This window comes from Paracoccus sediminis, assembly GCF_900188295.1.
Classification (GTDB): Bacteria; Pseudomonadota; Alphaproteobacteria; order Rhodobacterales; family Rhodobacteraceae; genus Paracoccus; species Paracoccus sediminis.
Map to the genome: position 1 here is coordinate 25,029 of NZ_FZNM01000018.1, position 22,181 is coordinate 47,209.

Annotated in this window: 22 protein-coding genes and 5 pseudogenes; 17 read left to right on the forward strand and 10 right to left on the reverse strand. The window is 67.9% G+C overall.

Annotation, left to right across the window (positions count from 1 at the left end):
* The first annotated feature begins 25 nt into the window (after nucleotides 1-25).
* The 14 genes from CHB77_RS16520 (at nucleotide 26) to CHB77_RS16585 (ending at nucleotide 15,014) form a co-directional block, all read left to right on the forward strand.
* Entirely contained in the window at nucleotides 26-868 is an 843-nt protein-coding gene (locus CHB77_RS16520; protein ID WP_165456309.1) for a transporter substrate-binding domain-containing protein, read from the forward strand.
* Nucleotides 868-2,184, forward strand: coding sequence for an ABC transporter substrate-binding protein (locus tag CHB77_RS16525; RefSeq protein ID WP_089389290.1), 1,317 nt, complete (start codon nucleotides 868-870; stop codon nucleotides 2,182-2,184). Before CHB77_RS16520 ends, CHB77_RS16525 begins: the two co-directional genes overlap by 1 nt.
* Nucleotides 2,181-3,197: a beta-propeller fold lactonase family protein gene (locus CHB77_RS16530; protein ID WP_089389291.1), complete on the forward strand. Its 1,017-nt coding sequence runs from the start codon at nucleotides 2,181-2,183 to the stop codon at nucleotides 3,195-3,197. The genes CHB77_RS16525 and CHB77_RS16530 overlap by 4 nt, the downstream gene beginning before the upstream one ends.
* Complete coding sequence (locus tag CHB77_RS16535; RefSeq protein WP_131023392.1) at nucleotides 3,184-4,146, forward strand: hypothetical protein; 963 nt, start codon at nucleotides 3,184-3,186, stop codon at nucleotides 4,144-4,146. Before CHB77_RS16530 ends, CHB77_RS16535 begins: the two co-directional genes overlap by 14 nt.
* Nucleotides 4,143-4,946 (forward strand): ABC transporter ATP-binding protein, encoded by an 804-nt coding sequence (locus tag CHB77_RS16540; RefSeq protein ID WP_089389293.1) that lies wholly within the window; start codon nucleotides 4,143-4,145, stop codon nucleotides 4,944-4,946. Before CHB77_RS16535 ends, CHB77_RS16540 begins: the two co-directional genes overlap by 4 nt.
* Complete coding sequence (locus CHB77_RS16545) at nucleotides 4,943-5,839, forward strand: ABC transporter permease (RefSeq protein ID WP_089389294.1); 897 nt, start codon at nucleotides 4,943-4,945, stop codon at nucleotides 5,837-5,839. Before CHB77_RS16540 ends, CHB77_RS16545 begins: the two co-directional genes overlap by 4 nt.
* A 98-nt stretch (nucleotides 5,840-5,937) precedes the next feature.
* Nucleotides 5,938-7,509 carry an AMP-binding protein gene (locus tag CHB77_RS16550; RefSeq protein WP_089389295.1) on the forward strand — a complete coding sequence of 524 codons (1,572 nt, stop codon included), beginning with the start codon at nucleotides 5,938-5,940 and terminating at the stop codon, nucleotides 7,507-7,509.
* Nucleotides 7,510-7,523: 14 nt separating this feature from the next.
* Complete coding sequence (locus CHB77_RS16555) at nucleotides 7,524-9,281, forward strand: thiamine pyrophosphate-binding protein (protein ID WP_176430364.1); 1,758 nt, start codon at nucleotides 7,524-7,526, stop codon at nucleotides 9,279-9,281.
* Complete coding sequence (locus CHB77_RS16560; protein ID WP_242626688.1) at nucleotides 9,278-10,519, forward strand: acyl-CoA dehydrogenase family protein; 1,242 nt, start codon at nucleotides 9,278-9,280, stop codon at nucleotides 10,517-10,519. The genes CHB77_RS16555 and CHB77_RS16560 overlap by 4 nt, the downstream gene beginning before the upstream one ends.
* A complete protein-coding gene (locus CHB77_RS16565) occupies nucleotides 10,516-11,892 on the forward strand; it encodes a phosphotransferase family protein (RefSeq protein ID WP_089389296.1) in 1,377 nt (458 codons plus the stop codon). Before CHB77_RS16560 ends, CHB77_RS16565 begins: the two co-directional genes overlap by 4 nt.
* Nucleotides 11,889-12,668 (forward strand): SDR family NAD(P)-dependent oxidoreductase, encoded by a 780-nt coding sequence (locus tag CHB77_RS16570; RefSeq protein WP_089389297.1) that lies wholly within the window; start codon nucleotides 11,889-11,891, stop codon nucleotides 12,666-12,668. The genes CHB77_RS16565 and CHB77_RS16570 overlap by 4 nt, the downstream gene beginning before the upstream one ends.
* 16 nt (nucleotides 12,669-12,684) lie before the next feature.
* On the forward strand, nucleotides 12,685-13,152 hold the full coding sequence (locus CHB77_RS16575) for an organic hydroperoxide resistance protein (protein WP_089389298.1): 468 nt from the start codon (nucleotides 12,685-12,687) through the stop codon (nucleotides 13,150-13,152).
* Between the two features lie 6 nt (nucleotides 13,153-13,158).
* The gene (locus CHB77_RS16580; protein ID WP_089389299.1) at nucleotides 13,159-13,890 is read left to right on the forward strand and encodes a poly(R)-hydroxyalkanoic acid synthase subunit PhaE; all 732 of its coding nucleotides are present in this window, start codon (nucleotides 13,159-13,161) and stop codon (nucleotides 13,888-13,890) included.
* Nucleotides 13,887-15,014, forward strand: coding sequence for an alpha/beta fold hydrolase (locus CHB77_RS16585; protein ID WP_089389300.1), 1,128 nt, complete (start codon nucleotides 13,887-13,889; stop codon nucleotides 15,012-15,014). Before CHB77_RS16580 ends, CHB77_RS16585 begins: the two co-directional genes overlap by 4 nt.
* A gap of 1,154 nt (nucleotides 15,015-16,168) precedes the next feature.
* On the opposite strand, the gene CHB77_RS18905 is transcribed toward CHB77_RS16585, so the two are convergent.
* The 3 genes from CHB77_RS18905 to CHB77_RS18515 form a co-directional block, all read right to left on the reverse strand.
* Complete coding sequence (locus tag CHB77_RS18905) at nucleotides 16,169-16,360, reverse strand: alpha/beta fold hydrolase (RefSeq protein WP_207303064.1); 192 nt, start codon at nucleotides 16,358-16,360, stop codon at nucleotides 16,169-16,171.
* A gap of 171 nt (nucleotides 16,361-16,531) precedes the next feature.
* Nucleotides 16,532-17,092, reverse strand: a complete 561-nt coding sequence (locus CHB77_RS16595; protein WP_207303065.1) for an MFS transporter — start codon at nucleotides 17,090-17,092, stop codon at nucleotides 16,532-16,534.
* A 4-nt stretch (nucleotides 17,093-17,096) separates the two neighbouring features.
* On the reverse strand, nucleotides 17,097-17,387 hold the full coding sequence (locus CHB77_RS18515) for an MFS transporter (protein WP_207303066.1): 291 nt from the start codon (nucleotides 17,385-17,387) through the stop codon (nucleotides 17,097-17,099).
* Between the two features lie 242 nt (nucleotides 17,388-17,629).
* On the opposite strand from CHB77_RS18515, the pseudogene CHB77_RS18910 reads away from it, so the two are divergent.
* Nucleotides 17,630-17,854 (forward strand): annotated as a pseudogene (locus CHB77_RS18910) (IS110 family transposase); the annotation flags it as partial.
* Nucleotides 17,855-17,881: 27 nt separating this feature from the next.
* On the opposite strand, the pseudogene CHB77_RS18915 reads toward CHB77_RS18910, so the two are convergent.
* Nucleotides 17,882-18,193 (reverse strand): annotated as a pseudogene (locus CHB77_RS18915) (3-keto-5-aminohexanoate cleavage protein); the annotation flags it as partial.
* A gap of 147 nt (nucleotides 18,194-18,340) precedes the next feature.
* Between CHB77_RS18915 and CHB77_RS16605 the strand changes: the two are divergent.
* Nucleotides 18,341-18,502 (forward strand): annotated as a pseudogene (locus CHB77_RS16605) (helix-turn-helix domain-containing protein); the annotation flags it as partial.
* 13 nt (nucleotides 18,503-18,515) lie between these two features.
* Complete coding sequence (locus CHB77_RS16610; RefSeq protein ID WP_089389302.1) at nucleotides 18,516-18,887, forward strand: type II toxin-antitoxin system VapC family toxin; 372 nt, start codon at nucleotides 18,516-18,518, stop codon at nucleotides 18,885-18,887.
* 590 nt (nucleotides 18,888-19,477) lie between these two features.
* On the opposite strand, the pseudogene CHB77_RS18520 reads toward CHB77_RS16610, so the two are convergent.
* From CHB77_RS18520 to CHB77_RS16635, 6 genes and pseudogenes are all read right to left on the reverse strand, one after another.
* Nucleotides 19,478-20,026: pseudogene (locus CHB77_RS18520) on the reverse strand (NAD(P)/FAD-dependent oxidoreductase); the annotation flags it as partial.
* A 121-nt stretch (nucleotides 20,027-20,147) separates the two neighbouring features.
* Entirely contained in the window at nucleotides 20,148-20,399 is a 252-nt protein-coding gene (locus tag CHB77_RS18525) for an FAD-dependent oxidoreductase (protein ID WP_207303067.1), read from the reverse strand.
* 63 nt (nucleotides 20,400-20,462) lie between these two features.
* Nucleotides 20,463-20,840, reverse strand: coding sequence for a dihydrodipicolinate synthase family protein (locus CHB77_RS16620; protein ID WP_207303068.1), 378 nt, complete (start codon nucleotides 20,838-20,840; stop codon nucleotides 20,463-20,465).
* A 4-nt stretch (nucleotides 20,841-20,844) separates the two neighbouring features.
* Nucleotides 20,845-20,943: pseudogene (locus tag CHB77_RS18720) on the reverse strand (IS66 family insertion sequence element accessory protein TnpB); the annotation flags it as partial.
* A gap of 87 nt (nucleotides 20,944-21,030) precedes the next feature.
* Nucleotides 21,031-21,267, reverse strand: coding sequence for a hypothetical protein (locus CHB77_RS16630; RefSeq protein ID WP_131023393.1), 237 nt, complete (start codon nucleotides 21,265-21,267; stop codon nucleotides 21,031-21,033).
* A 712-nt stretch (nucleotides 21,268-21,979) separates the two neighbouring features.
* Nucleotides 21,980-22,180 carry a hypothetical protein gene (locus CHB77_RS16635; RefSeq protein ID WP_089389304.1) on the reverse strand — a complete coding sequence of 67 codons (201 nt, stop codon included), beginning with the start codon at nucleotides 22,178-22,180 and terminating at the stop codon, nucleotides 21,980-21,982.
* Nucleotide 22,181: the final 1 nt, after the last annotated feature.

The window sequence follows — 22,181 nt, forward strand, 5'->3', positions numbered from 1 at the left end:
TCGGCGTGGCGGATGGCCGGCGGCCTTGCGCCGGGCGTCCGTCCTCGCCGCGGCGAGCCTTGTCCTGGCAGGCCCTGCCGGGGCGGGGTCTTGGGAACTGCGGGTCTGCGCCGATTCCGACGGCCTGCCCTTTTCCAACAGCGCGGGCGAAGGCTTCGACAACCGCATCGCCGCCATCCTGGCCGAGGAGCTGGACGCCGACCTGACCTGGGTGTGGCTGTCCGACACGCGGGGGCGCATCCGCCAGCGGATGATCCAGGCTGGCGAATGCGACATGATTATGGGGGTGATCGATGGCCAGCCGGGCTATCTGACCAGCCATGCCTATTATCGGACGGGATATGTGTTCCTGTATCCCCAGGATGCGCCGTTCCGGGTCGCCAGCCTGGACGATCCGGCCTTGCGCGATCTGACGATCGGCGTGTCGGGCGACAGCACGCGGATGGTGCCGCCCAGCCTTGCGCTTGCCAATCGCGGCATCCTGACCAACCAGATCCATTTCAGCCACAAGCCCATCGACGGCGCGCCCTTTCCCCCGGTGCTGGAGGCACTGGAAAAGGGCGAGGTCGATCTGGCGATCGTCTGGGGTCCGGTCGCGGGGGCCTATGCCGCGCAGAAGGGCGGGCTGACGCTGGCGCCGGTCACGCCGGAAATCGACATGCCCTTCATTCCCATGGTCGCGTCCATCGCCATCGGGTTCCGGCCCGAGGACGAGGGGCTGCGCGACGATGTGGACCGGGCGCTGGCGCAAAGCTGGGACCGGACGCGCGCCGTGCTTCGGGATGCGAACGTTCCGCTGACCGACCTGCCCCGGCCGCAGGCCGCGCCGGCCGAGGCCATGGCGCCGGGCGCAGAGCGGGGCGGCTGATGGCCTGGCGACCGACCCGCCGCCGCATGCTGCTGGCCGGGGCCGCGTTGGCCGGGATGCCGGGCGCCCTGGCCGCCGCCCCGGCCCGGCCGCTGCACATCGGGGCGGTGCTGCCCATCGCGGGCACGGCCCTGCCGCCGGGCCGGATCAATCTGCGCCCCGTGGCTGAAGCCGCCCGGATGGGCCTGATCCTGGCCGAGGAGGACATGACCCGCAATGGCACGCTGCTGGGCCTGCCTCTGGCGCTGACCGTCACCAACGCCCCCGGCGCCGACGCGGTGGCCCGCGCGGCCCGCCGCCTGGTGTCGCGGTCGGGGGCCACCGTCCTGATCGGCGGCTTTACCCGCGACGAGGCCGAGATCCTGTCGCAGGTGGCCGACGAAACCGGCGCCCTGTTCCTGAACATCGCCGCGCCCAGCGACGCCCTCCGCCACGCCTGCCGTCCCGGCACTTTCCATGTCGAGGCAAGCGCCGCGATGTATCTGGACGAACTTTTGGGCTGGTTCGTGCGCGCGGGCCACCGGCGGTGGTTTCTGGTCCATGACGACGGCGCCGAAGGCCGGGCCATGCTGGACCGCATGACGGCCAGCCTGACGGCCCGTCACTGGGGGGCCGAGGTCGCCGGAACAGCGGCGCTGCGCGTGGACGACGCGCGCGGCTTTGCCCCCGCGCTGTCGGCCATCGCCGGGTCGGACGCCGATGTGGTCCTGCTGCTGACCGACTGGTGGACGCAGCTTGAATTCCTGTCGCGCTACGAAGCCTCGGGTCTGCCCGCGCCCGTCACCGGCTTTCCCGAACCGGCGACCCAGACGCGCGACTTCTATTTCGCCGCGCGCAGGGCCGCGCCGGTCGCGGGCTGCGGGCACCGGGCGGTGCTGTGGGAAGCGACGCTGGACGCTTATGGCGCACGCGAACTGAACGCCCGTTTCGACGGCCGCTGGGGCAGGCCCATGGATCCCACGGCCTGGGCCGCCTATCAGGCCGTCAAGATCGCCTTCGAGGCCTCTCTGGCGACGGGCGCGACCCAGGGGGCCGTCCTTGCCGGCCACTTGGCGGGGGACCGCGGCCTGTTCGATGTCAGCAAGGGCATTGGCGTCACCTTCCGCCCCTGGGACCATCAGTTGCGCCAATCGCTGTTTCTGGCCCGCATCAACCCCGACGCCACCGGATCCATGGCGCTTGGCGACATGCTGGCCCGCGCCTCCCTGGTGGGGGAACTGCCCGCGATCTACATGCCTGGAACCGATCCCGTCGAACGGCTGGACCAGCTTGGCGACATCGACCCTGCCCGAACCTGCACCAGGAACCTGCCATGACGCGCCACGCCGTCCTGTCCTGTCTTGCCGCTGCGATCCTGGCCACGGGAACCGCGCAGGCCAAGCCCTATCGGATTTACGTCGCCAACGAATACGATGCCAACATCAGCGTCATCGACCCCGAGGCCGGGCTTGCGACCGGCACGATCACGATCTCGGGCCGTCCCGGCGACGTGCGCCCGCGCGGCATGGCGGTCAGCCCCGACGGGCGGACGGTCTATGTCTCGGTCAGCGATTTCCTGCCCCTGACCGAAACGCCCGAAGACGCCATCGTCGCCATCGACGTGGCGACCAATGCCGTCAAGCGCCGCTATCGCGCGGGCGGCAACCCGGAACGGGTGGCGGTCAGCCCGGACGGCACCCAGATCTGGGCCGCGTTGGAGGCGACCGCCCAGGCCGTCGGCATCGACGCCGAAACCGGCGAACAACTGGGGCTTTTCCCGACGGGGGTGGAAACCGAAGGCGTGGCGGTCAGCCCCGACGGGCAATGGGTCTATGTCACGGCCGAAACCAGCCACACGGTGACGGTGATCGACGCGCGGGCGCTGAAGGTCGTGACGCATCTGCTGGTCGGCAACCGCCCGCGCGACGTGATCTTTTCCCAGGACGGCGCGCGGGCCTATGTCTCGGCCGAAATCGGGGGAACCGTGTCCGTCATCGACACGGCCACGCACAAGGTGGCGGGCACCATCAGCCTGGGCCTTGATTCGCGGCCCGTGGAACTTGCGCTGTCCCCGGATGGCGGGCGATTGTATGTGGCCGGGGGCGGAACAAGCGCGGTCTATGTGATCGACACGGCCACCCGGCAGGTCGCGCAGGTCGTCAAGGAGCGCATGGGCCGAAGGCCGTGGGGCGTGACGGTCAGCCCGGACGGCGCGCGCGTCTTTACCGCCAACGGCCTGTCCGACAGCGTCGGCGTCATCGACACCGATTGCCTGTGCGTGACCGGAGAGTTTGCGGCGGGACGCGGCGCCCATTCGGTCGAGGTGGGGGCCGTCGATGCCCAGGATTAGCCTGTCCTGCGCTTTCCTGGTGCTGGGGCCGGGAATCGCCGGCGCGGACGGCTATGCCCACGCGCCGTTTCGGGACGATCCGGTCGGTCTGGCGCAGGCGGCGGCCCTGGAACGGATCGCCCTGGCCGCGCAGGTCGCCGCCGTCGCCGGTCCGTCCGGCGCGGCCGAGGATGACGAACGCGAGGAGGACGAGGCCGAGGGCCCGCCTCATGACCTGTCGCTGATCCGCGCCACCCTTGCCGCAACCGCGCCCGAGGTGGCGCAGGCCCTGGTCGCGGCCTTCGGGGGCGGGGGTCCGCCCGCAGGCCCCGACCTGACCGCCCTGGTCGAACAGGCCCGCGCCGCGATGCCCTTGCCCAGGGCGCCCGGCCACCGGGCCGCGCTGATTGCGCAGCTGCTGCTGGAGGAAGGCGGTGTCGCCGAATCCTATGAGAAAGCGGCGGAAGGCGACGGTGGGGCCTATCTGACCGGATGGTTCGCGCTGGCCCGCGTCAAGGCGCTGTGGGACGGTCTTGCCCCGCAGGCCGCCCCCGCCCAGGCGGCGGATGTCCAGGCAATGCTGGCGATGCTGGACCGCCTGTATCCGGGCCAGGACCGGCCCGCACGCCTGTCGCCCAACCCCGAGGACGCCGAAAGCATCGCCCAGCAGACGGTCGGCCTGCTGGAACAGGCGACCGATGCGGACCTGTATCCCGGCCGCGATCCGGGTGCCGCCGCGGGTCTGGTTCACCGCATCGCCAGCGAGGGCTGTGCCCGGCTGGACGCGGATCCCGAACGCGGCGCCGAGGATCTGGCCGTCGCCGCCGCCTATCACGCGGCCATCGTGCAGGACACGCTGTCGCTGCTGGCCCCCGGCCGGGCCGCCGCCGTGGCTGCGGGATTCGAGACCGGCGATTGCGGACCGTTGCTGGATGCGCTGTCTGCCGGACAACAGGCGCTGTCGCCATGACCGTGGTCGAATGCCTGGACCTCGGCCGGTCTTTCGGCGATCTGGCGGCGGTCGAAGCCGTCAGCTTCACCATGGAGGAGGGCGATTTCTTCGCCCTGCTGGGGCCGAACGGCGCGGGCAAGTCCACGCTGCTGGCGATGCTGACCACGCTGGTCGCGCCCAGCCGCGGCACCGCGCGGGTGGCGGGCGCCGACATCCGCACCGACCCGGCCCGCGTGCGCCAGGCCATCGGCGCGGTGTTCCAGGAACCCGCCCTGGACGAACGGCTGACGGCGCGCGAAAACCTGGCGATTCACGCGGCCCTGCACGGAATGCCCCGCCGTACCGCCCGCCAGTCCATCGCCGAGGCCCTGTCCTGGGCGCAGCTTGACCTGGCGGCCGAACGGCCCCTGCGCAGCTTTTCGGGCGGGATGAAACGGCGGCTGGAACTGGCGCGTGCGCTGATGCACCGCCCGCGCCTGATCGTGCTGGACGAACCGACGCTGGGCCTGGACCCGCAGGGGCGGCGCGACCTGTGGGACCGCATCGCACGGCTGCGCGCCGGTGGCATGTCCGTGCTGATGACCACCCATGCCACCCACGAGGCCGAGGCCTGCACCCGTGTCGGCATCATCGACCGCGGCCGCCTGGTGGCGCTTGGCACACCCGCCGATCTCAGCCGCCGCGCCTTTGGCGGCCCCGGAATGCCGCTGGAGGAGGTCTTCGTCCAGATCGCCGGGCGGGCTTTGCGCGATACCGAAGCCTCGCCCCGCGACCGGATCGTGGCATTTCACAAGCGCGGCGGAGAACACACGCGATGACCGATGTGCCGGCCCCCGTTCCCGCCCGCCGCTCTGCCCTGCTGGACCTGCGGGTCGTGGGCGCGATGTGGTGGCGCGAACTGGTCCGGTTCCGCCGCGACCGGTCGCAACTGTTCGGCGCGCTGTCGCGCACCGTCCTGTGGCTGCTGATTCTGGGTTTCGGCCTGGGCGCCACGCTGCGGGAAATCGAGGGGTACACCTATGCCCAATACATCCTGCCCGGTGTGGTCACGCTGAACGTGCTGTTCGCGTCGCTGCAATCGGCTATCGCGCTTGTCTGGGACCGGCAGGTCGGACTGATGCGGCAGGTGCTGGTGTCGCCCGCGCCGATGCTGTCGGTGGCGCTTGGCAAGATCTGCGGCGGCGCCAGCATCGCGGTGATCCAGGGCACCATCCCGCTGGCCATGGCGCCGCTGCTGGGCGTGCGCATGGGTGCGGCGGATCTGCTGCTGGCCTGGGCCGTGATGTTCGCGATGGGCGTCGCCATTACCGCGACCGGCGTGATCCTGGCCTGCCGGATGCGCACCTTCGAAGGCTTCGGCAGCATTTCGAACGGGGTGATCCAGCCGCTGTATTTCCTGTCCGGCGCGATCTTTCCGCTGAAGGGTATCGTCGGCGGCGTCGGTTTTCTGGACATCCCCCAGGCCCTGCGCGACGATCTGGCCCGGTACGGCGTCTATGCCCTGGGGGGCGGCTGGGTCGTCGAACTGCCGCAATGGCTCAGGGTGATGGTCTATGCCAATCCGGTCAGCTACCTGCTGGACCTGCTGCGTCTGGTCTTGCTGGGGTTCAGCCAGATGCCGCTTTGGGCCAGCCTGGGGACGGTCGCCCTGCTGCCGCCTGCCGCGGTTGTGCTGGCCGCCTGGTCGATGTCGCGGTTGCGCCACGCTTGACGGCGCCCTTTGCCCACGATATTGAATTCAGAGTTCAGAATCCAATACTGACTTATTATGCCCGATTCTCTCAAACGTCCGGCAATTCCGGAGGCAGGATGAGACAAGAGCTTCTGACCCTGGGCCAGATGGTCGCCACGCAGGCCCGCCTGCGGCCCCGCGGCCTTGGCGCGCGCGACCTGGAACGGTCGATGAGCTTTCTGGACTGGAACCGCCGCGCTTGCCGCCTGGCCAACGCCCTGCTGGGCCTGGGCCTGCAAAAGGGCGATCGGGTCGCCATCCTGGCCTATAATTGCGTGGAATGGGCCGAAATCCTTGTGGCCTGCGCCAAGGCCGGGCTGATCGCGGTGCCCGTCAACTTCCGTCTCAGCCCGCCCGAGGTCGCCTTTATCGTCCGCGACAGTGGTGCGGTTGCCGTGATCGCCCAGGACGCGCTGCACGGCGCGATCGAGGAATCGCGCGCGGGCCTGACGGTGCCGTCCGGGGGATACATCCATTTCGGCGCCGCCGCGGCGCCTGCGGGCTGGCAGTCCTATGAAACCCTGATGGACCGTGCCAGCGACCGCGAACCCGGCCTGGACATCGCCCCCGAGGATCCCTGGACGCTGATGTACACGTCCGGCACCACCGGCAACCCCAAGGGGGTGATCCGCGACCATCGGTCGAACGCGCTGCTGGCCCTGATGACGGATATCGAGCTGGGCGTTCACCGCGACGACGACGCGCTGCTGGTCATGCCGATGTGCCACGCGAATTCCGTCAACTTCTTCATGGCCTTCGCCTATTGCGGGGCGGCGGCCTCGATCTATTCGCGCGCCAGCTTCGATCCCGAACATTGCCTGCGCGTGCTGGGCCGGTCGGGCGTCACCTTCACGTCGCTGGTGCCCACGCATTACATCATGATGCTGGGCCTGCCCGAGGCCAGCCGCAGCAGACTGGACCTGGGCCGGGTATCCAAGCTGATGATCTCGTCCGCCCCCGCCCGCGCCGACACCAAGCGCGCGGTGATGGAGATGTTCCCGAATTCCGGCCTGTTCGAACTGTACGGATCCAGCGAATGCGGCTGGGTGACGATGCTGCGCCCGCAGGAACAGTTCACCCACCTGGGATCGGTCGGGCGCGAATGCGCGGGGTCGGCCCCCATCCGCCTTCTGGACGAATCCGGGTCCGAGGTTCCCGACGGCAGCCCCGGAGAACTGTATTCCTGCAATCCCTGGACCTTTCAGGGATACTGGAACCAGCCCGAAAAGACCGCCGAGGCGTTCCGGGGTGCCTATTGCACCGTGGGCGACATGGCGGTGCGCGATCCGGACGGATACATCAGGCTGATCGACCGCAAGAAGAACATGATCATTTCCGGCGGAGAGAACATCTATCCGTCCGAGGTCGAGGCCGCGCTGGGCGCCTGTCCCAAGGTCAAGGACGTGGCCGTCATCGGCCTGCCCGACGAAAAATGGGGCGAACGCGTCCACGGCGTCGTGGTCCTGCACGACGGCGTGTCCGCGACCGAGGCCGAGATGATCGACTGGTGCAAGGGCAGGATCGCCGCCTTCAAGCGCCCGCGTTCGGTGTCGTTCCTGTCCGAATCCGACATGCCGCGCACCGCCACGGGCAAGATCCTGCACCGCGTCCTGCGCACGCGACTGACACCGGCCACGGCCGACCACTGAGGGGAGGAAACGGGATGAACCTTCAGACCGGACAGGCGCCGGGATCCGTGCAGGATCTGAACGGCGATCCGCATTCCTGCGCGGCCTGGGTGGCGCAGTTCCTGAAGGCGCGCGGCATCGACCGGATCTTCGGCCTGCAAGGCGGCCATATCCAGCCCATCTGGGACCATTGCGCGCGGCTGGGCATCCGCATCGTCGATTGCCGCCACGAGGGCGCCGCCGTCCACATGGCCCATGCCCATGCGGAACTGGCCGGCACCCTGGGGGTCGCCGTGGTGACGGCCGGGCCGGGGGTCACGAACACGGTCACTGCCATCGCCAACGCGTCCCTGGCGCGCGTGCCGGTGCTGGTCATCGGCGGCTGCACGTCGCGCCCGCAGGCCAATATGGGCCCGTTGCAGGACATTCCCCATGTGGACATCATCCGTCCGGTCGCACGCTATTGCCGCACCGCCCGCGTGGCCGACCAGGTGATCCGCGAATTGGACGAGGCGGTGGCCCGCGCCATGGGCGACCTGGGCGAGCCGGGACCGTCCTATATCGAGATTCCGACCGACGTGCTGCGCACCCATGTCGCGCCCGATCTGGTGCTGGACGACTGGATGGCGCCCAAGCCCGCGCGCCGCATTCCGCCCGATCCCGGCGCGGTGGCCCAGGCCGTTCAGGCAATCCTTGCGGCGAAACGACCGCTGGTCGTCACCGGACGCGGGGCGCGCGGGGCGGCGCCCGAACTGCTGCGGCTGCTGGACGCGACCGGCGCGCTGTATCTGGACACGCAGGAAAGCCGGGGGCTGGTGCCGCCGGATCACCCGTCGGGCGTGGGGGCCATGCGCGGCGTGGTGCTGGGCGAGGCCGATCTGGTGATCGTTGTGGGCCGCAAGCTGGATTATCAGCTGGGCTATGGCTCGCCCGCCGTCTATCCTCGCGCCCGCTTCATCCGCATCAGCGACAATGCCGGCGAATTGATCGACAACCGCCGCGGCGCGCCCGAAATCCTGGCCGATCCCGCCCTGGCGCTGGCGGCCGTCACGGACGCCCTGGGCAACCAGGCCACCGCCCTGGACCGTCCCTGGGCCGAGGGGCTGCGCGCCAGGCACCTGTCGCGGTCGTCCCCCGACACGCGCCGCGAGACGCCGGGCCGGAGCGAGGACGGCAAGGTCCATCCGGCGGCGATCTTTGACGCGATCCGCGACGTGGCTGATCCCGATTACATCGCCATCGCGGACGGGGGCGACCTGCTGTCCTTTGCCCGCGTGGGGCTGGAGGCCAAGACCTATCTGGACGCGGGGGCGTTCGGCTGCCTGGGTGTGGGCGTGCCCTTCGCGGTCGCGGCCTCGCTGGCCTGTCCCGACCGGCAGGTCATCTCGATCAGCGGGGACGGCGCCTTTGGGTTGAACGCGATGGAGATCGACACCGCCGTCCGCCATGGCGCGAAGGCCGTGTTCATCGTGTCGAACAACGCCGCCTGGAACATCGAGCGTCACGACCAGGCGGAAAACTATGGCGGCCGCGTGGTGGGCACGCTGTTGCGCCATTCCGACTATGCCGCGATGGCGCGCGCCCTGGGCCTGCACGCCGAGCGGGTCGAGGATCCGGCGGATCTGCCGGGCGCCCTGCGGCGGGCATTGGACAATGCGCCGGCGCTGATCGATGTTGTGACATCGCAATCCGCCGTGTCGTCGGACGCGCGCAAGGGGCTGGGCTTTGTGCCGGACTATCAGCCGCTGACCGCGTGGGACGACGCCGAACGCCGTCGCCGAGGTCTGCCTTGAACAAAGAATCGCCTGCCCTGCCCGATACGATCGGTTTTGCCCTGCCCCCCGGCATCGAGGATCTGCGCCTGCGGGTCCGCGCCTTTGTGGACGACCATGTCCTGCCGGTCGAGGCGGATCGCGCCAACTGGGACGACCACGGCAACATCCGGCTGGATATTCTGGAAACGCTGCGCGCCAGGGCCAGGGCGCAGGGGCTGTGGTCCCCGCAGGCGCCCGCGGCGCGGGGCGGCATGGGGCTGTCAGTCGTGGCGCGGGCAGTGATGTACGAGGAAGCCAACCGGTCGATCTTCGGTCCCGTCTGCTTCAACTGCGCGGCGCCCGACGACGGCAACATCGACGTGCTGTCGCGGCTGGCCACGCCCGGACAGCAGGACGAATGGCTGCAACCGCTGATCGACGGCAAGGTCCGTTCCGCGTTCGCCATGACCGAACCCGCGCCCGGCGGCGGGTCGGATCCCGGCATGATCCAGACCCGCGCCGAACGCGTGGGCGACGGCTGGCGGATCACCGGGGGCAAGTGGTTCATCACCGGCGCCGCCGAGGCCGCCCATTTCATCCTGATCGCCCGCACCGATCCGACCCCGGCCGAGACGCGCAGGCACCTGACCGCGTTCCTGTTCCACCGCGACCAGCCGGGATGGGAAATCGTGCGCCGCATCCCGATCATGGGACCGGAAGAACATGGCGGGCATTGCGAGTTGCGCTTTGATGGGCTGGAAATCCCGGACCGCAACCGCCTGCTGAGCGTGGGCGACGGGCTGAAGGTCACGCAGATCCGCCTTGGCACCGCGCGGCTGACCCATTGCATGAGATGGCTGGGCCTAGCCAAGCGCGCCATGGGCATCGCCCAGGATTACATCGACGAGCGCACCGGTTTCGGCGTCCGGCTGGCGGACCGGGAATCGGTGCGGCTGATGCTGGGGCAAGTGGCCCATGACATCCAGATCGGGCGGCTGCTGACGATGCACGCGGCCTGGACGCTGGACGGGGGCGGCTTTGCCCGCAAAGAGGTCTCGATGGCGAAACTGCATGTCGCCGACGCGCTGCACCGGGCGGCCGACACGGCGATGCAGCTGTGCGGCGCCAAGGGGTATTCGACCGATCTGATCCTGGAATGGATCTATCGCTATGCCCGCCAGGCGCGGCTGGTGGACGGCGCGTCCGAGGTGCATCGGATGGTGCTGGCCGATACCTATGCGCGCGAACGGGACGATTTCTGGCAGTGGGGAACATGAACGCATTTCTGGGAAATCCCGCGCTTGACGCCTGGCTCTCTGACGCCCTGAAGGTCGGGCAGGCCACGGTCGAACGCGCGGAAAAGCTGTCGGGCGGGGCCATCCAGGAAAGCTGGAGCCTCGAGGTGCGGGCCGACGGTTCGCCCCGCGCCCTGGTCCTGCGCCGCGATGCCCAGGACACGATCACGGCCAGCCTGTCGCGGCTGGAGGAATTCGAGGTGCTGAAGGCCGCATGGGCCGCGGGCGTCGCGGTTCCCCGGCCGGTCGCCTTCTGCCGGGACGAAACGGTCGCCGGCAAGCCTTTTGCCCTGGCCGAACGGATGCCTGGCGTGGGCTATGGGCCAAGGATCGTCCGCGATCTGAAACTGGGTGGCGACCGCAGCGCGCTGGGTCGGGAAATCGGCCGGCAACTGGCGCGCATCCACGCCATCGCGCCCGATGCCGGGCTGGCCCGCGTCCTGGGGCCAAAGCCCGCCGATCCCGCCCTTGCCGAAGTCGCGCTGCAACGCCAGCGGCTGGACGCCATGGGCGAACGCCGCCCCGGTCTTGAATGGGCGCTCCGCTGGGCCGAACGCAATGCCCCGCCCCCGTCCGAGGTGGTGCTGACCCATCAGGATTACCGGACCGGCAACATTCTGGTGGACGACAAGGGCCTGACCGCGATCCTGGACTGGGAATTCGCGTCGTGGTCCGACCCGATGTCCGATCTGGGCTGGTTCTGCGCAGAATGCTGGCGCTTTTCCCGGCCCGACCTGGAAGCCGGGGGCCTGTGCGACCGCGATGCCTTCTATGACGGCTATACCACCGAAAGCGGCCGCGCGATCGACCCCCGCCGCGTCCGGTGGTGGGAGGTGATGGCCCATCTGCGGTGGGCGGTGATCGCGCTTCAGCAGGGCCGCCGCAGGGCGGCGGGATCGGAATCGCTGAACCTGATCCTGACGGGCCGCATCGCCGAACCTCTGGAACTGGCGGTGCTGCGGATGACCGGGCCGCAGGACGCGGGGCCGCTGACCGCGCGCCCCCCCGCCCCCGCCGGGCCGTCGGGCGATGCCGACATGCTGGCCCTGCTGGACGGCGCCGCGTCCCTGCTGCGCGAAACAGCGCCGGATCTGCCGGGCGACGGCCGCTATGTCGCGCTGCTGTCGGCCAATGCCGTGGCGATGGCCCGCCGCGGCATGGCGATGGGGGACCGGATCCGTGCCGCCCGCGCCGCCGTCGACGCGGATGCCGGGGCGATCCGCGCGGGGGACCATGACGGCGATGCGCCGCTTTATGGTCGCCTGGTCGCGGATGCCGCCTTGCGCGCCTTTGTGACCGACCCCGGCGCCGTGACGCCGGCCGAAAGCGCCGCCTTTGTGGAGGGGTGGAAATGACCCCCGCCCTGGCGGAACGCTTTTCGCTGGACGGTCGCACCGCGCTTGTCACCGGGGCCTCGGGCGCCCTGGGCGCGCGGTTCACCGAAACCCTGGCCGGGGCGGGCGCTGCCGTGGTCCTAGCCGCCCGCCGCACCGGCCCGATGGAGGCGCTGCGCGACCGGCTGACGGCTCAGGGCGCCCGTGCCGCCGTGGTGGCGATGGATGTGACGGATGCCGCGTCCGTCGACGCCGCCCTGGCGCAGGCCGAAGCCGCGCTTGGCCCCATCGACCTGATCGTCAACAACAGCGGGATCGCCGAACCCGCAGCCTCGCTGGATCAGCCCGACGCCGACTGGAACAGGGTTTTCGCCATCAACGTGGACGGGGCCCGCCGCCTGTCGATCGCCGCCGTCCGGCGCCTGGTCGCCCTGGGACGGCCGGGGTCCATCGTCAACGTCGCCTCGATCCTGGGGCTGCGGCAGGGGGCGGGCGTCACCGCCTATGCCGCGTCCAAGGCGGCGCTTGTGCAGATGACCCGCCAGCACGCCCTGGAATGGGCGCGCCACGGCATCCGCGTCAACGCGCTTGCCCCCGGCTATATCGAAACGGGCATCAACCACGATTTCTTTGCGACCGACGCCGGTCAGGCGCAGATCCGCCGCATCCCGCAGCGCCGCCTTGGCCTGCCCGAGGAACTGGACGGCGCGCTTCTGCTGCTGGCATCCGACGCGGGGTCGTTCATCACCGGATCGGTGCTTGTCGTGGACGGCGGGCATCTGGTTTCGCCGCTGTAACCAAGGGAGAACCGCCATGGGAGTGATCTACAAGACATCGGCCACCGCCAGCCACGAGGGGCGCAACGGCAAGGCCCGCAGCGACGACGGCCTGCTGGACCTGTCCCTGGCCTTTCCCAGGGAACTGGGCGGGGCGGGCGGGGCCACCAATCCCGAACAGCTGTTCGCGGCGGGTTATGCCGCCTGCTTCACAAGCGCCATCCAACTGGTCGCGCGGGAAAACAAGATGTCGCTGGGCAGCCCCGAAGTCACCTGCAACGCCGGGCTGGAATCCGCCCCCGATGGCAAGTTCCGGCTGTTCGCCGGTCTGGACGTGTCCCTGCCGGGCGCCAGCCGCGATGACGCCGAAACGGCCTTGCGCGAGGCCCATGCGATCTGCCCCTATTCGCGCGCCGTTCGCGGCAATGTCGATGTGACGCTGCGCCTGACGCGGTGGAAGGACCATGACGGTTCGGACGCGCCCCTGGAACTGAGCCAATCCTGATACGCCATGGACAAGGGCCGCCCCACCCCCGCCGATCCGTTCCAGGCCTGGATGAACGTGTTCGTCCCCGGCGCCCGGATGCCCGACCTTGGCGACGCCGCGGCCCAGATGGCGGACGCCTGGACCAAGGTGTGGCAGGCCACGCTGAAGGGCCGGGTTCTGCCCGCCATGGAACTGATGAACCCCTTTGTCTGGACCGAGGGGGAACGGGTCGCCCATGCGTTGGAAAGCGCGTTCGGAACGCCGCAATGGTCCGACATGCCGTCGCTTGACGCGGCGACGCTGCACCGCCTTGCCCCGGCGGTCGAATTGGCGCAGGTCGGCCAGCTTTATGCCGCATCCATCGCCCAGGTCTGCTATGATATCTGCGCCACATTCCAGGCCCGCACCGCCGGCACAGGCTCGGGGCTGGACGGATCGGGCGACGCCCTGGATTTGTGGAACGCCACGGTTGACGAAAAGCTGATCGCCTTCAACCGGTCCGACACTTTCGCGGGCCTGCAACGCCGGTTTCTGCGGTCGCTGATGGCATGGCGGCTGGAACAGCGGCGGATGGGGGCCGCCATGGCCGAACAGTTCCAGCTTCCCACCCGCGACGAGGTGGACGAGCTGGCCCGCCGTGTCCATGCCCTCGAACGCGAAAACCGCAAGCTGCGCCGCGCCGTCGCGGCCCGGCCGCCGCGGACGAACGCCCCGTCCGCGCCGCCCCGGAAACCCAAGGAGCAAAGCCCCGCATGACGCGCAACCCCCCCGGCCCCGAAACCGCGGGCGCCGATCCGGTCAGCGGACTGCACCGCCTGATCGAGACGCAGCGCCGTCTGGCCGAAACCGCCTCCAGGATGGCCGTCACGCGCGACCGCGACGTGCGGCTGGCGACCACCCCCAAGACCGAGGTGATGCGCGTCGGCGACAAGATCCTGTACCGCTGCGACGCGCCCCCCATGGCCACAGGCGGCCGCCCGGCCGTGCTGGTCCTTTATGCCCTGGTCGGCAGCTATGCCGTGCTGGACCTGCAACCCGACCGGTCCTTTATCGGCAGCCTGGTCGAGGCCGGGCTGGACGTGTTCGTCGTCGACTGGGGCCATCCGAACCGCGCCTGCCAGCATGACGACCTGGGCGACTACGTCGAGGGCTATCTCGATGCTTTTGTGGATGCGGCCTGCGACGCGTCGGGCACAGACCGGATCAACCTGTTCGGGCTGTGCCAGGGCGGCGTCCTGTCGCTGTGCTATTCGGCGCTGTTCCCCGACAAGGTGCGCAACCTCATCACCGTTGCCGCCCCCGTCGATTTCCATGCCGACAAGCAGGATCTGCGTCCCGACCGTGGCTTCATGAACCACTGGGCGCGCAGCCTCGAGAAATCCGACATCGAGCTGCTGGTTGATACGCTGGGCAACATCCCCGGCGACATCGGCGGCATCGCCTTCACCCTGATGACGCCGATGCGGAGCCTTGCCAAATACAACCTGACCCTGATCGAGGCGAGCCAGGACGAGGGCAGGCTGCTGAACTTCCTGCGGATGGAGAAATGGCTGGCCGACCGCCCCGCCCATCCCGGCGCCGCCGCCCGGCAATGGCTGAACGACCTGTACCGCGAAAACCGCCTGGTCCGGGGCGAGTTGGAGATGGCGGGCGAAAAGGTCGATCTGGGCCGCGTGACCATGCCGGTCCTGAACATCTATACCGAAACCGACCATATCATCCCCCCGGCGATGACCAGGGCGCTGAAACACCATGTCGGCAGCCGCGATTACAGCGAATGGGCGGCCAAGGGCGGCCATATCGGCATCATGGTCGCGGGCGGCGTCAACCGCCGTGCGATGCAGAACAAGATCGCAGACTGGCTGAGCGCCCGCCAGTAAGGCCGGTGTGGTGGAACGGCAGCGCCCGCGGGCGGCACGAGACCGCGCCCGCGGCGCTGCCCCGAGTTCATTTCCCGATGATCCATCGCTGGCAGGGGGCGAACAGTGACCCGGACGGATTTCCGGGCCTGATCGTTTCGCCTGTGGCCGACGTCCGATCCCACGGGGCATAAGCCGGCTTTCGGACGAGGGGTCTGAGACGCTGCCGCCCGACGCCTTGCGCCGGCTCGTTGCCGATCGGGCGCAGCCGCGGGGCGCGGGTGGCCGACGTGGGAAACCGGCTCGAAGACGCCGAAAACAGCCCACGCTGCCTTGCAGGCCGAGAACCACGATCGGCGCGACGCCGATCGCCCGGCTGAAGAGCTTGGCCCCCTGCCGCCGCCGCCCAAAGCCGTCCGGCGCGGACAAGGTTGCGGAACGGGATATTCGCAAGAGCGGCGGTCCACGGCGGCGGCGTGGCCCGAAATGCGATACGGACCGTGTCGGCCGCGAACAGGTCTGACCGCCGAGGCGCCAACCGGCTCGCGCTGCGAGGGCGGCGGGACCATCCTGGTTCGTGACCGGGCATCCCGGCCGAGCTTGTCCGCCAGCGGCGCGAACGCTGGCGGACCCCGGCAGGCGCAAGGGTCATCGCGCCCTTGCCGGGGGGATTGCCCGGCGGCTTTGGGGCCAACCTGCGCCGGTTCTGCCTTGTGCTTCAGGGTCAGGGGCAGGTCGTGACTGAACGGCTGAGCGCGATCCTGAACGGGGCCGGCAGAGTGATCTCCGTGCTGCACACCTAAAGCGATCGCCTCCAGATCGCAGGGGGCAGACCGGATCCTCGGCGCCGGAAATCGCCAGCACTGGATCGGCGATTTTGGCAAGCCCGACCCGAAGATCGGCTTTGGCAAGCGCGGCACAGCATCCACCATAGCCATCGGCCGACGTTGCGGCAAAACCATCGAGGGTCATGGCCGCACGAGTTGGCTCGGCTGCGCGGAATTCCGGTGTGAACCGGCGTTCCGCGGTCGCGGGAACAAGAGCGCGCAAGCCGTTCGCCCTGACATCGTCGATGCGGGCGCTCCAGCCTTGGGCAGTCCCGATCCGGGCAGTGGTCGCGCAGACGACGATCCGGTCGAAGCGTGCTCCAGCGTGCATCCCCAGCCATTGTCTTGTCAGCCCCCTATGGACAAACCACAGAAATGCGTGCGCTCGATCTTCAGAGAGTCAAGCAGCCCGAGGACGTCGCCTCCCAAATCGGCCAGATCATAGGGGGGCTTTGGCGCGGATGACTTGCCGTGGCCGCGGCGGTCATAGCGCAAGATGCGAAAGGCGCCGGAAAGATCCGCGATCTGGGCGTCCCGCATGGGCAGGTTGGCGCCAAGAGAGTTGCAGAAGGTCAGCCACGGCTTTTCCCCTGCCCTCCGTCTATGCGGTAATGAAGGCGATGGCTGGGCAGATCCAGATAGGTCATGGTCGGGCTTTCGCAACCGGTACGACGCGCGCGGTCCGCGCCGCGCGCACAGGGGCTGTGATTCTCAGGCGGCGGCAAGTCCGCGCCAATCGGGGGCACAGCCGTCCCTGAAAGCAAAGACCATCATCGCCAGGGCCGAGATGGCAGCAGGGACCGCAAAGATCAGAAAATTCTGACTCAGCGGCAGTTCCCGCCCCAGCAACACCCCGCCCCGCGTCGGCCCGACGATCGCCCCGATCCGTTCAACGCCTGAGGCCCAGCCCAATCCAGTCGAGCGGACGGACAAGTTGTAAAGCTGTGCCGTGCTGGCATACAGCAGGATCTGCGTGCCGATTGTGGTGGCGCCCGCCACAAAGACCAACAGGAACAGCATCCCCGTGCCCGGATTCGACCCGATCAGCGCGATCGACAGCGCCGCTGCCGGGAAATAGCCCACGACGACCTTGGGCAGCCCGAAGCGTTCGCCCAGACGGCCGCCCGCGATCGCGCCCGCCATGCCGCCGAAATGCAGCGAGAACAGCGACAGAAGGCGGGCGCGTTCGGCGTATCCCGCCTCTTGCAGAACCTTGGGCATCCAGGACGACAGCACATAGACCAGCAGCAGACAGCAAAGAAGGACAGCCACAGCATCAACGCGCGCAGCGCACGGCCATGCGGAACAGTTCGGCAACCGATGCCGAGCCACCCTTGGCCTCGCTGAACACCAGTTGATCGCCGGGCGCCAGCCGGGTTTCGGGCGCAATTCTGGTGAAGATGCGGCGGGCTTCGTCCAGGCGGCCCTGCTTGATGAGAAAGCCCAGCGATCCAGGCAGCCGCCACAGGATCGGCGGCAGCAGCGCCAGCGGGATGGCGGCGATGAAGAACATCGGCTGCCAGCCGAACGCGGGAATGATGCCGATGCCCAGGCCCGCCGCGATCATGCTGCCTTACCTCTTTTCAATGCGCCCCGGTCGGTGGGAAGCTGCTTGGGCCCAGGCGATGCGGGTATGGCTGTCATGCTGGCTGTTCCCGATGGCTCGGAGGGCTGGGCCGCCCGCATCGCCGCCCTTGATCGACCGCTGATTGCGCGGTGCCCCTGATGGCTTTGTAAGGCGATGCCGGCGAGACGGGGCATGCGGGTCCGGGGCAACGAGGGAGGATCGCCATGCGGATTTCTGTGGGAATGGATGTCGCCAAGGCGATCCACTGGGCCTGCGCCGTCGACGAGGCGGGCCGGACGCTGCTCGACCGGGCGGTGGAGAACACGCCGGAGGGGATCGCATCTTTCGCGGCCGATCTGCGCGCGCTTGGCGGCGAGCCGGTCATCGGCCTCGACGTGGTGGGCTCCTTCGCCCATTTCCTCGGGGCGTCGCTTCTGGCCGAGGGCTTTCGCCTCGTCCATGCGCCGGGCATCGCCGTCAATCGGGCGGGCCAGGGCTTTGCCGGGGGCGAGAGCAAGTCCGATCCGCGCCTGCCCCGCCCCCGACCGCCCGCCGGTGGACAGCTGCACGATCAGGCCGGGGCAGTGCGTCTCCAGCCCCTCCTTCAGGCGGGCGAAGCGGTCGGGGTCGCTGGTCGGCCTGCCGTCGTCGTCGCGGACATGGCAGTGGGCGATGGTCGCGCCCGCCTCGAAGGCCTCGTGGGTGGATTCGATCTGTTCGGAAATCGTGATCGGCACCGCCGGGTTGTTGTCCTTGGTCGGCAGCGATCCGGTGATCGCCACGCAGATTATGCAGGGAGTGGTCATGATGGGGCCTCCCTGATGAAGACAATATCACACCCAATCCAGAGTACTGGGGGTACGATGGTCACGGAATAAATCCTAGGCCCTCCGAAAGACATAAATTTCATGCGTATCTCGACCTTTGTGCGCGATGCGGTTCATCCTGTGCGCATGGCGAACAAGGACATCATCGGATTGCTTGGCAAGGGTTTGCGCGTGATCGAGGCGTTTCGCACCGAACGGCCTCGGAGGTCGATCACGGACGTTGCCGAGGCGACAAGTCTGGACCGCGCCACCACGCGACGCTGCCTATTGACGCTTCATGACCTAGGCTAAGGCCGCAGTCTTGGATGCCTCGGTTCTTCTTTGCCTTCTGAATGGAGAGCCGGGCAGCGAGCGCGTTCTTGAAGCGCTGCCTGCAGCGGTGATCGGCTCCGCCAACCTTGCGGAGGTCGTATCCAAGCTGCTCGAGCATGACCTGGGCGTCGAAGAGGTGGAGGATGTACTCGAAAGCCTTCTTTTGGATGTCCGGCTCTCACCCCTGCCCAGGCGGTATGCCCTTGGTCATCTGCGCCCGGCAACCCAGAGCCTTGGGCTGTCGCTTGGAGATGGGGTGCGTCTTTCCCTGGCGGCCGACCTCGGCGCGCCCGTCCTGACCGCAGGCCAAACTTGGGGCGGTCTGGAGATCGGCGTGCAGGTGGAACTGATCCAAGGCTGACAGGCAGGGGAAGGAGGGTGTCGTCGTGTGCCCTGCCCTGTCTGGGGCCGGCCGGCAGGCAGACACGTCTAGACCGATACCAAGGAGGGTATCCCGAACATCTGATTTCCTGACTCGGTTTTCAAACAGAAGCCAAGCCTATGGCAACAGTCAGGCACCTGGCAGCAGCCATGCCCAGCAAACGAACATTTTGTAGACACCGATAATATGAGAAATGTGAGTTCCGGTCGACAGCCGCCGGTCACTAAATTTGGGCAAGGTCTGTTTTGCGTTTAGTTAGCAAGGCATTATAATAGTCTCCATATTCGGAGACCGGCTGTGCCTTAGAATTATGCAGCTCAGATCATGGCACTGCCGACCGACAGGCTTGAAGACTTCGTCAGCGGCTGGCTTCACTTCCGGGTCAAGGTTTACACTGGTCATGAGTTATGGCGCGGGCGACATCTCAGGCATTAGAAAACACGGTTTTTCGACGCCGTCGCATTCGAGCGTTTCTATAGCGATTCGACACCGGAAGATTACTGATGACTTTTAAGGATGAAATCTTCTTTGGAATCGTCGATGTCCTTGGCGAAGCTCACGCCGATGGCTTAACGCACGTCGCGCAAGTCATGAAACAAGCTGCGGTCCTGCGACCGTCGGGTGGGCCAGATGACCGAATGGCCCATAGAAATACTTGGCCGCATGATCTGCGTGTGATAGCCTCGCTCGGTTTCAAGCGGCATCGGTTCGCCCAGCATCTTCGACATCCGGCCCGTATGGGCGCCGGCGCACAAGACCACCTCATCAGCGGCAAGGCTGCGCCCATCTGTCAGGCGAAGGGCGGTGATGCGGTCCGAACGATCAAAGCCCACAACCTCGCCGCGTTCGATGCGGCCGCCCAGGGCCTGGAAGGCCTCTGCCAGCCTCACCACCAGCCGGTGCGGGTCGCGCAAGCTGCGGTTCTGCGGGAACAGCACGGCCAGGCCGATGCTGTCCGACAGTTCGGGTTCCAGATCTCGCGCCTCGGCCCCTGTCAGGCGGTAATGCGGGAAGCCGAAGCGTTCGAGGATCTCAATATGCTCGCGATCGGCGCGGAACTCGGCCTCGTCCTTGTACAGCGACAGGCAGCCTTCCTTGGTCAGTTCGCCCTCCCGCCCCGTTCGTGCAGAGGCGGCAGCAGATCATCATAGACAGGGCTGCATAGTGCGGCGCCCTGCGCCTCAAGCGCGCGCAACCTGGACAGGCGCGATGCAGCGACAAAGCGGGCGAACCACGGGATCAGCCGGGGCATGTAGGACGGGCGCACCCGCACCGGCCTTCGGGGTCCGGCATCCAGCCGGGGATCTGCCGCCAGACCGACGGACGGGACGCAGGCATGAATTCGGTTACGGCAATGGACGCCATGTTGCCGAAAGATGCGCCCCGCCCGACATCGCCTTTGTCCAGCAGGACCACCTGCCGCCCGCGCTTTTGCAGATCATGGGCGATGGCGGTTCCGATAATGCCTGCGCCGACAACCACGGTGGTCATGCTGTGTCTTTCCTTGAAAGAGTTTCATGAGGCCGGGCAGGCACTTTGCCCGGCCGAGGATCATTACCAAGCTAGAATCGGTTCCATGGCCTTGCGGAAATCGGCCTTTTCATCGTCGGTCAGCGGTCCCAGTGGCGCGCGGCATTCGCCGACCGGGGTGCCCTGGATCACGCAGCCGTATTTCAGCTTTTGCACGAACTTGCCCGATTCCAGGATGTTCATGCCGATATATAGCGTCGCCATCTTGTTCTTGGCACCCGCCAGGCCGCCCGCCTTGAAGGTGCGGTCCAGGTCGCAGACGGCCTTGGCCATGCAGTTGGCCGGGCCGCAGATCCAGCTTTCCGCCCCCCACAGCATAAAGTCCAATGCGATGTCGTCGGACCCCGACACCAGTTGGATGCGGCCCGGATAGCGCGTGGCGATGCCGATGGCCCGTTGCAAGGAACACGGATTCGGTTTGGGAGGCGAGCGCCGCAAAGCCCTTGCGCATGTCGGTGACGCCCACCGCCAGCCAGACTCGCGTGTTGGCCGGGAGGGGGATCACGACGTCAGGCCCCGGACAACCGCGCCAGCGCCTCGGGAGCATAGGGGTAGCGTCGCCATCGGTGGTCATCAGCAGCGCATCGTCGCGCTAAGCCAGATCCATTGCCAGCCGGCGGGCACGGGCGATGGCTGCGGTGTCGTCGGTGCAGTTATTGGCCAGCACCAGGGCCGTGGCCAGGCAGGGACTGCGTTCGGCGGCGACAGTCAGGACGGACAGCACCCGGTCCAGACGTTCGGCTTCGCCCCGAACGGGGATTGCGACAGAGACATGGCTGGGCAGGAGGCGCTGCGGCCCTGCCGCTGCCAGATCGATCGTGCCGACCATCCGCGCCTCCGCCATCCCACGGGCTGAACAAACCCCTGGACGCTTGCGCTCCGGCAACAAAAATCAAGCAGAGAACCGGGCAACCGCTGAGCTGTTCAGATCCTGTAACAGGATCGGAAGCGGTCATGGCACCCAAGGCGCATCGGAACGGGTTCTTGTCGATCAGAAAAGCCAACTGTCCAGGCGCCGTGTATACGGCGGCCTCATCCTCCGACCAGATCGCGCGTCATGCGTTAAACGACAAGACTGGCCACTATTTTCCGCAGCGTCGTCATGTACGACGACCACTACAGTCTCTGTGCGACTTCCAGTGAAGGTGATCGCCCTCCGATCCTTCCCAGCGGCTGACACGCGGCACCGGGCCACGGCATCAGCGAAAACGACGGTCTGCGTCTGGAATACGCCGCCGCTGCCGATCGCGGTGGTCCTGCAACTGCAACCCGTCCGGCCAGATCGACAATCGCGAACCCTGGGTCATGGCGCTATCCATCATTGAAATGAACCTGCGGACAAACGCCCCGAAACGGCCTTCCGGTTCCGGCAGAGGGGGTCAAGGCTGTTGAGTTTGCTGGATTTTCGGCGGTTCGTCATCGTCGCTGCCGGCATGCCACAGGATGCGGCCCACGAACAGCGCCAGGGTGGTGGGCGGCGATCGCGACCACCGCCATGCCGACGCGGCCAAGGCGTCTGGAACCGGGCCTTGGCGCGCGGGTCATCGCGACATGGCCCAGACAGCACCCACAATGACCAGCAGCACCATCAACACCGGCCAGATCAGCACTTGCAGCGCCAGCCGGTTGCGCACCGGTGCGGTGGCGCGGACATAATCCACATCGGCCGCTTCGCCTGCCGATCCGGCGGACCGGTCGACCGGCCCGGCATCGGTGGTCTTGTCGCCGTCGTGTTCGGGCATC

Coding starts and splice junctions, on each gene's coding strand:
- CHB77_RS16525 (WP_089389290.1), top strand. CDS start 868: ATGGCCTGGCGACCGACCCGCCGCCGCATGCTGCTGGCCGGGGCCGCG.
- CHB77_RS16530 (WP_089389291.1), top strand. CDS start 2,181: ATGACGCGCCACGCCGTCCTGTCCTGTCTTGCCGCTGCGATCCTGGCC.
- CHB77_RS16535 (WP_131023392.1), top strand. CDS start 3,184: ATGCCCAGGATTAGCCTGTCCTGCGCTTTCCTGGTGCTGGGGCCGGGA.
- CHB77_RS16540 (WP_089389293.1), top strand. CDS start 4,143: ATGACCGTGGTCGAATGCCTGGACCTCGGCCGGTCTTTCGGCGATCTG.
- CHB77_RS16545 (WP_089389294.1), top strand. CDS start 4,943: ATGACCGATGTGCCGGCCCCCGTTCCCGCCCGCCGCTCTGCCCTGCTG.
- CHB77_RS16550 (WP_089389295.1), top strand. CDS start 5,938: ATGAGACAAGAGCTTCTGACCCTGGGCCAGATGGTCGCCACGCAGGCC.
- CHB77_RS16555 (WP_176430364.1), top strand. CDS start 7,524: ATGAACCTTCAGACCGGACAGGCGCCGGGATCCGTGCAGGATCTGAAC.
- CHB77_RS16565 (WP_089389296.1), top strand. CDS start 10,516: ATGAACGCATTTCTGGGAAATCCCGCGCTTGACGCCTGGCTCTCTGAC.
- CHB77_RS16570 (WP_089389297.1), top strand. CDS start 11,889: ATGACCCCCGCCCTGGCGGAACGCTTTTCGCTGGACGGTCGCACCGCG.
- CHB77_RS16575 (WP_089389298.1), top strand. CDS start 12,685: ATGGGAGTGATCTACAAGACATCGGCCACCGCCAGCCACGAGGGGCGC.
- CHB77_RS16580 (WP_089389299.1), top strand. CDS start 13,159: ATGGACAAGGGCCGCCCCACCCCCGCCGATCCGTTCCAGGCCTGGATG.
- CHB77_RS16585 (WP_089389300.1), top strand. CDS start 13,887: ATGACGCGCAACCCCCCCGGCCCCGAAACCGCGGGCGCCGATCCGGTC.
- CHB77_RS18905 (WP_207303064.1), bottom strand. CDS start 16,360: ATGCGGGACGCCCAGATCGCGGATCTTTCCGGCGCCTTTCGCATCTTG.
- CHB77_RS18515 (WP_207303066.1), bottom strand. CDS start 17,387: ATGATCGCGGCGGGCCTGGGCATCGGCATCATTCCCGCGTTCGGCTGG.
- CHB77_RS18525 (WP_207303067.1), bottom strand. CDS start 20,399: ATGACCACCGTGGTTGTCGGCGCAGGCATTATCGGAACCGCCATCGCC.
- CHB77_RS16630 (WP_131023393.1), bottom strand. CDS start 21,267: ATGGTCGGCACGATCGATCTGGCAGCGGCAGGGCCGCAGCGCCTCCTG.
- CHB77_RS16635 (WP_089389304.1), bottom strand. CDS start 22,180: ATGCCCGAACACGACGGCGACAAGACCACCGATGCCGGGCCGGTCGAC.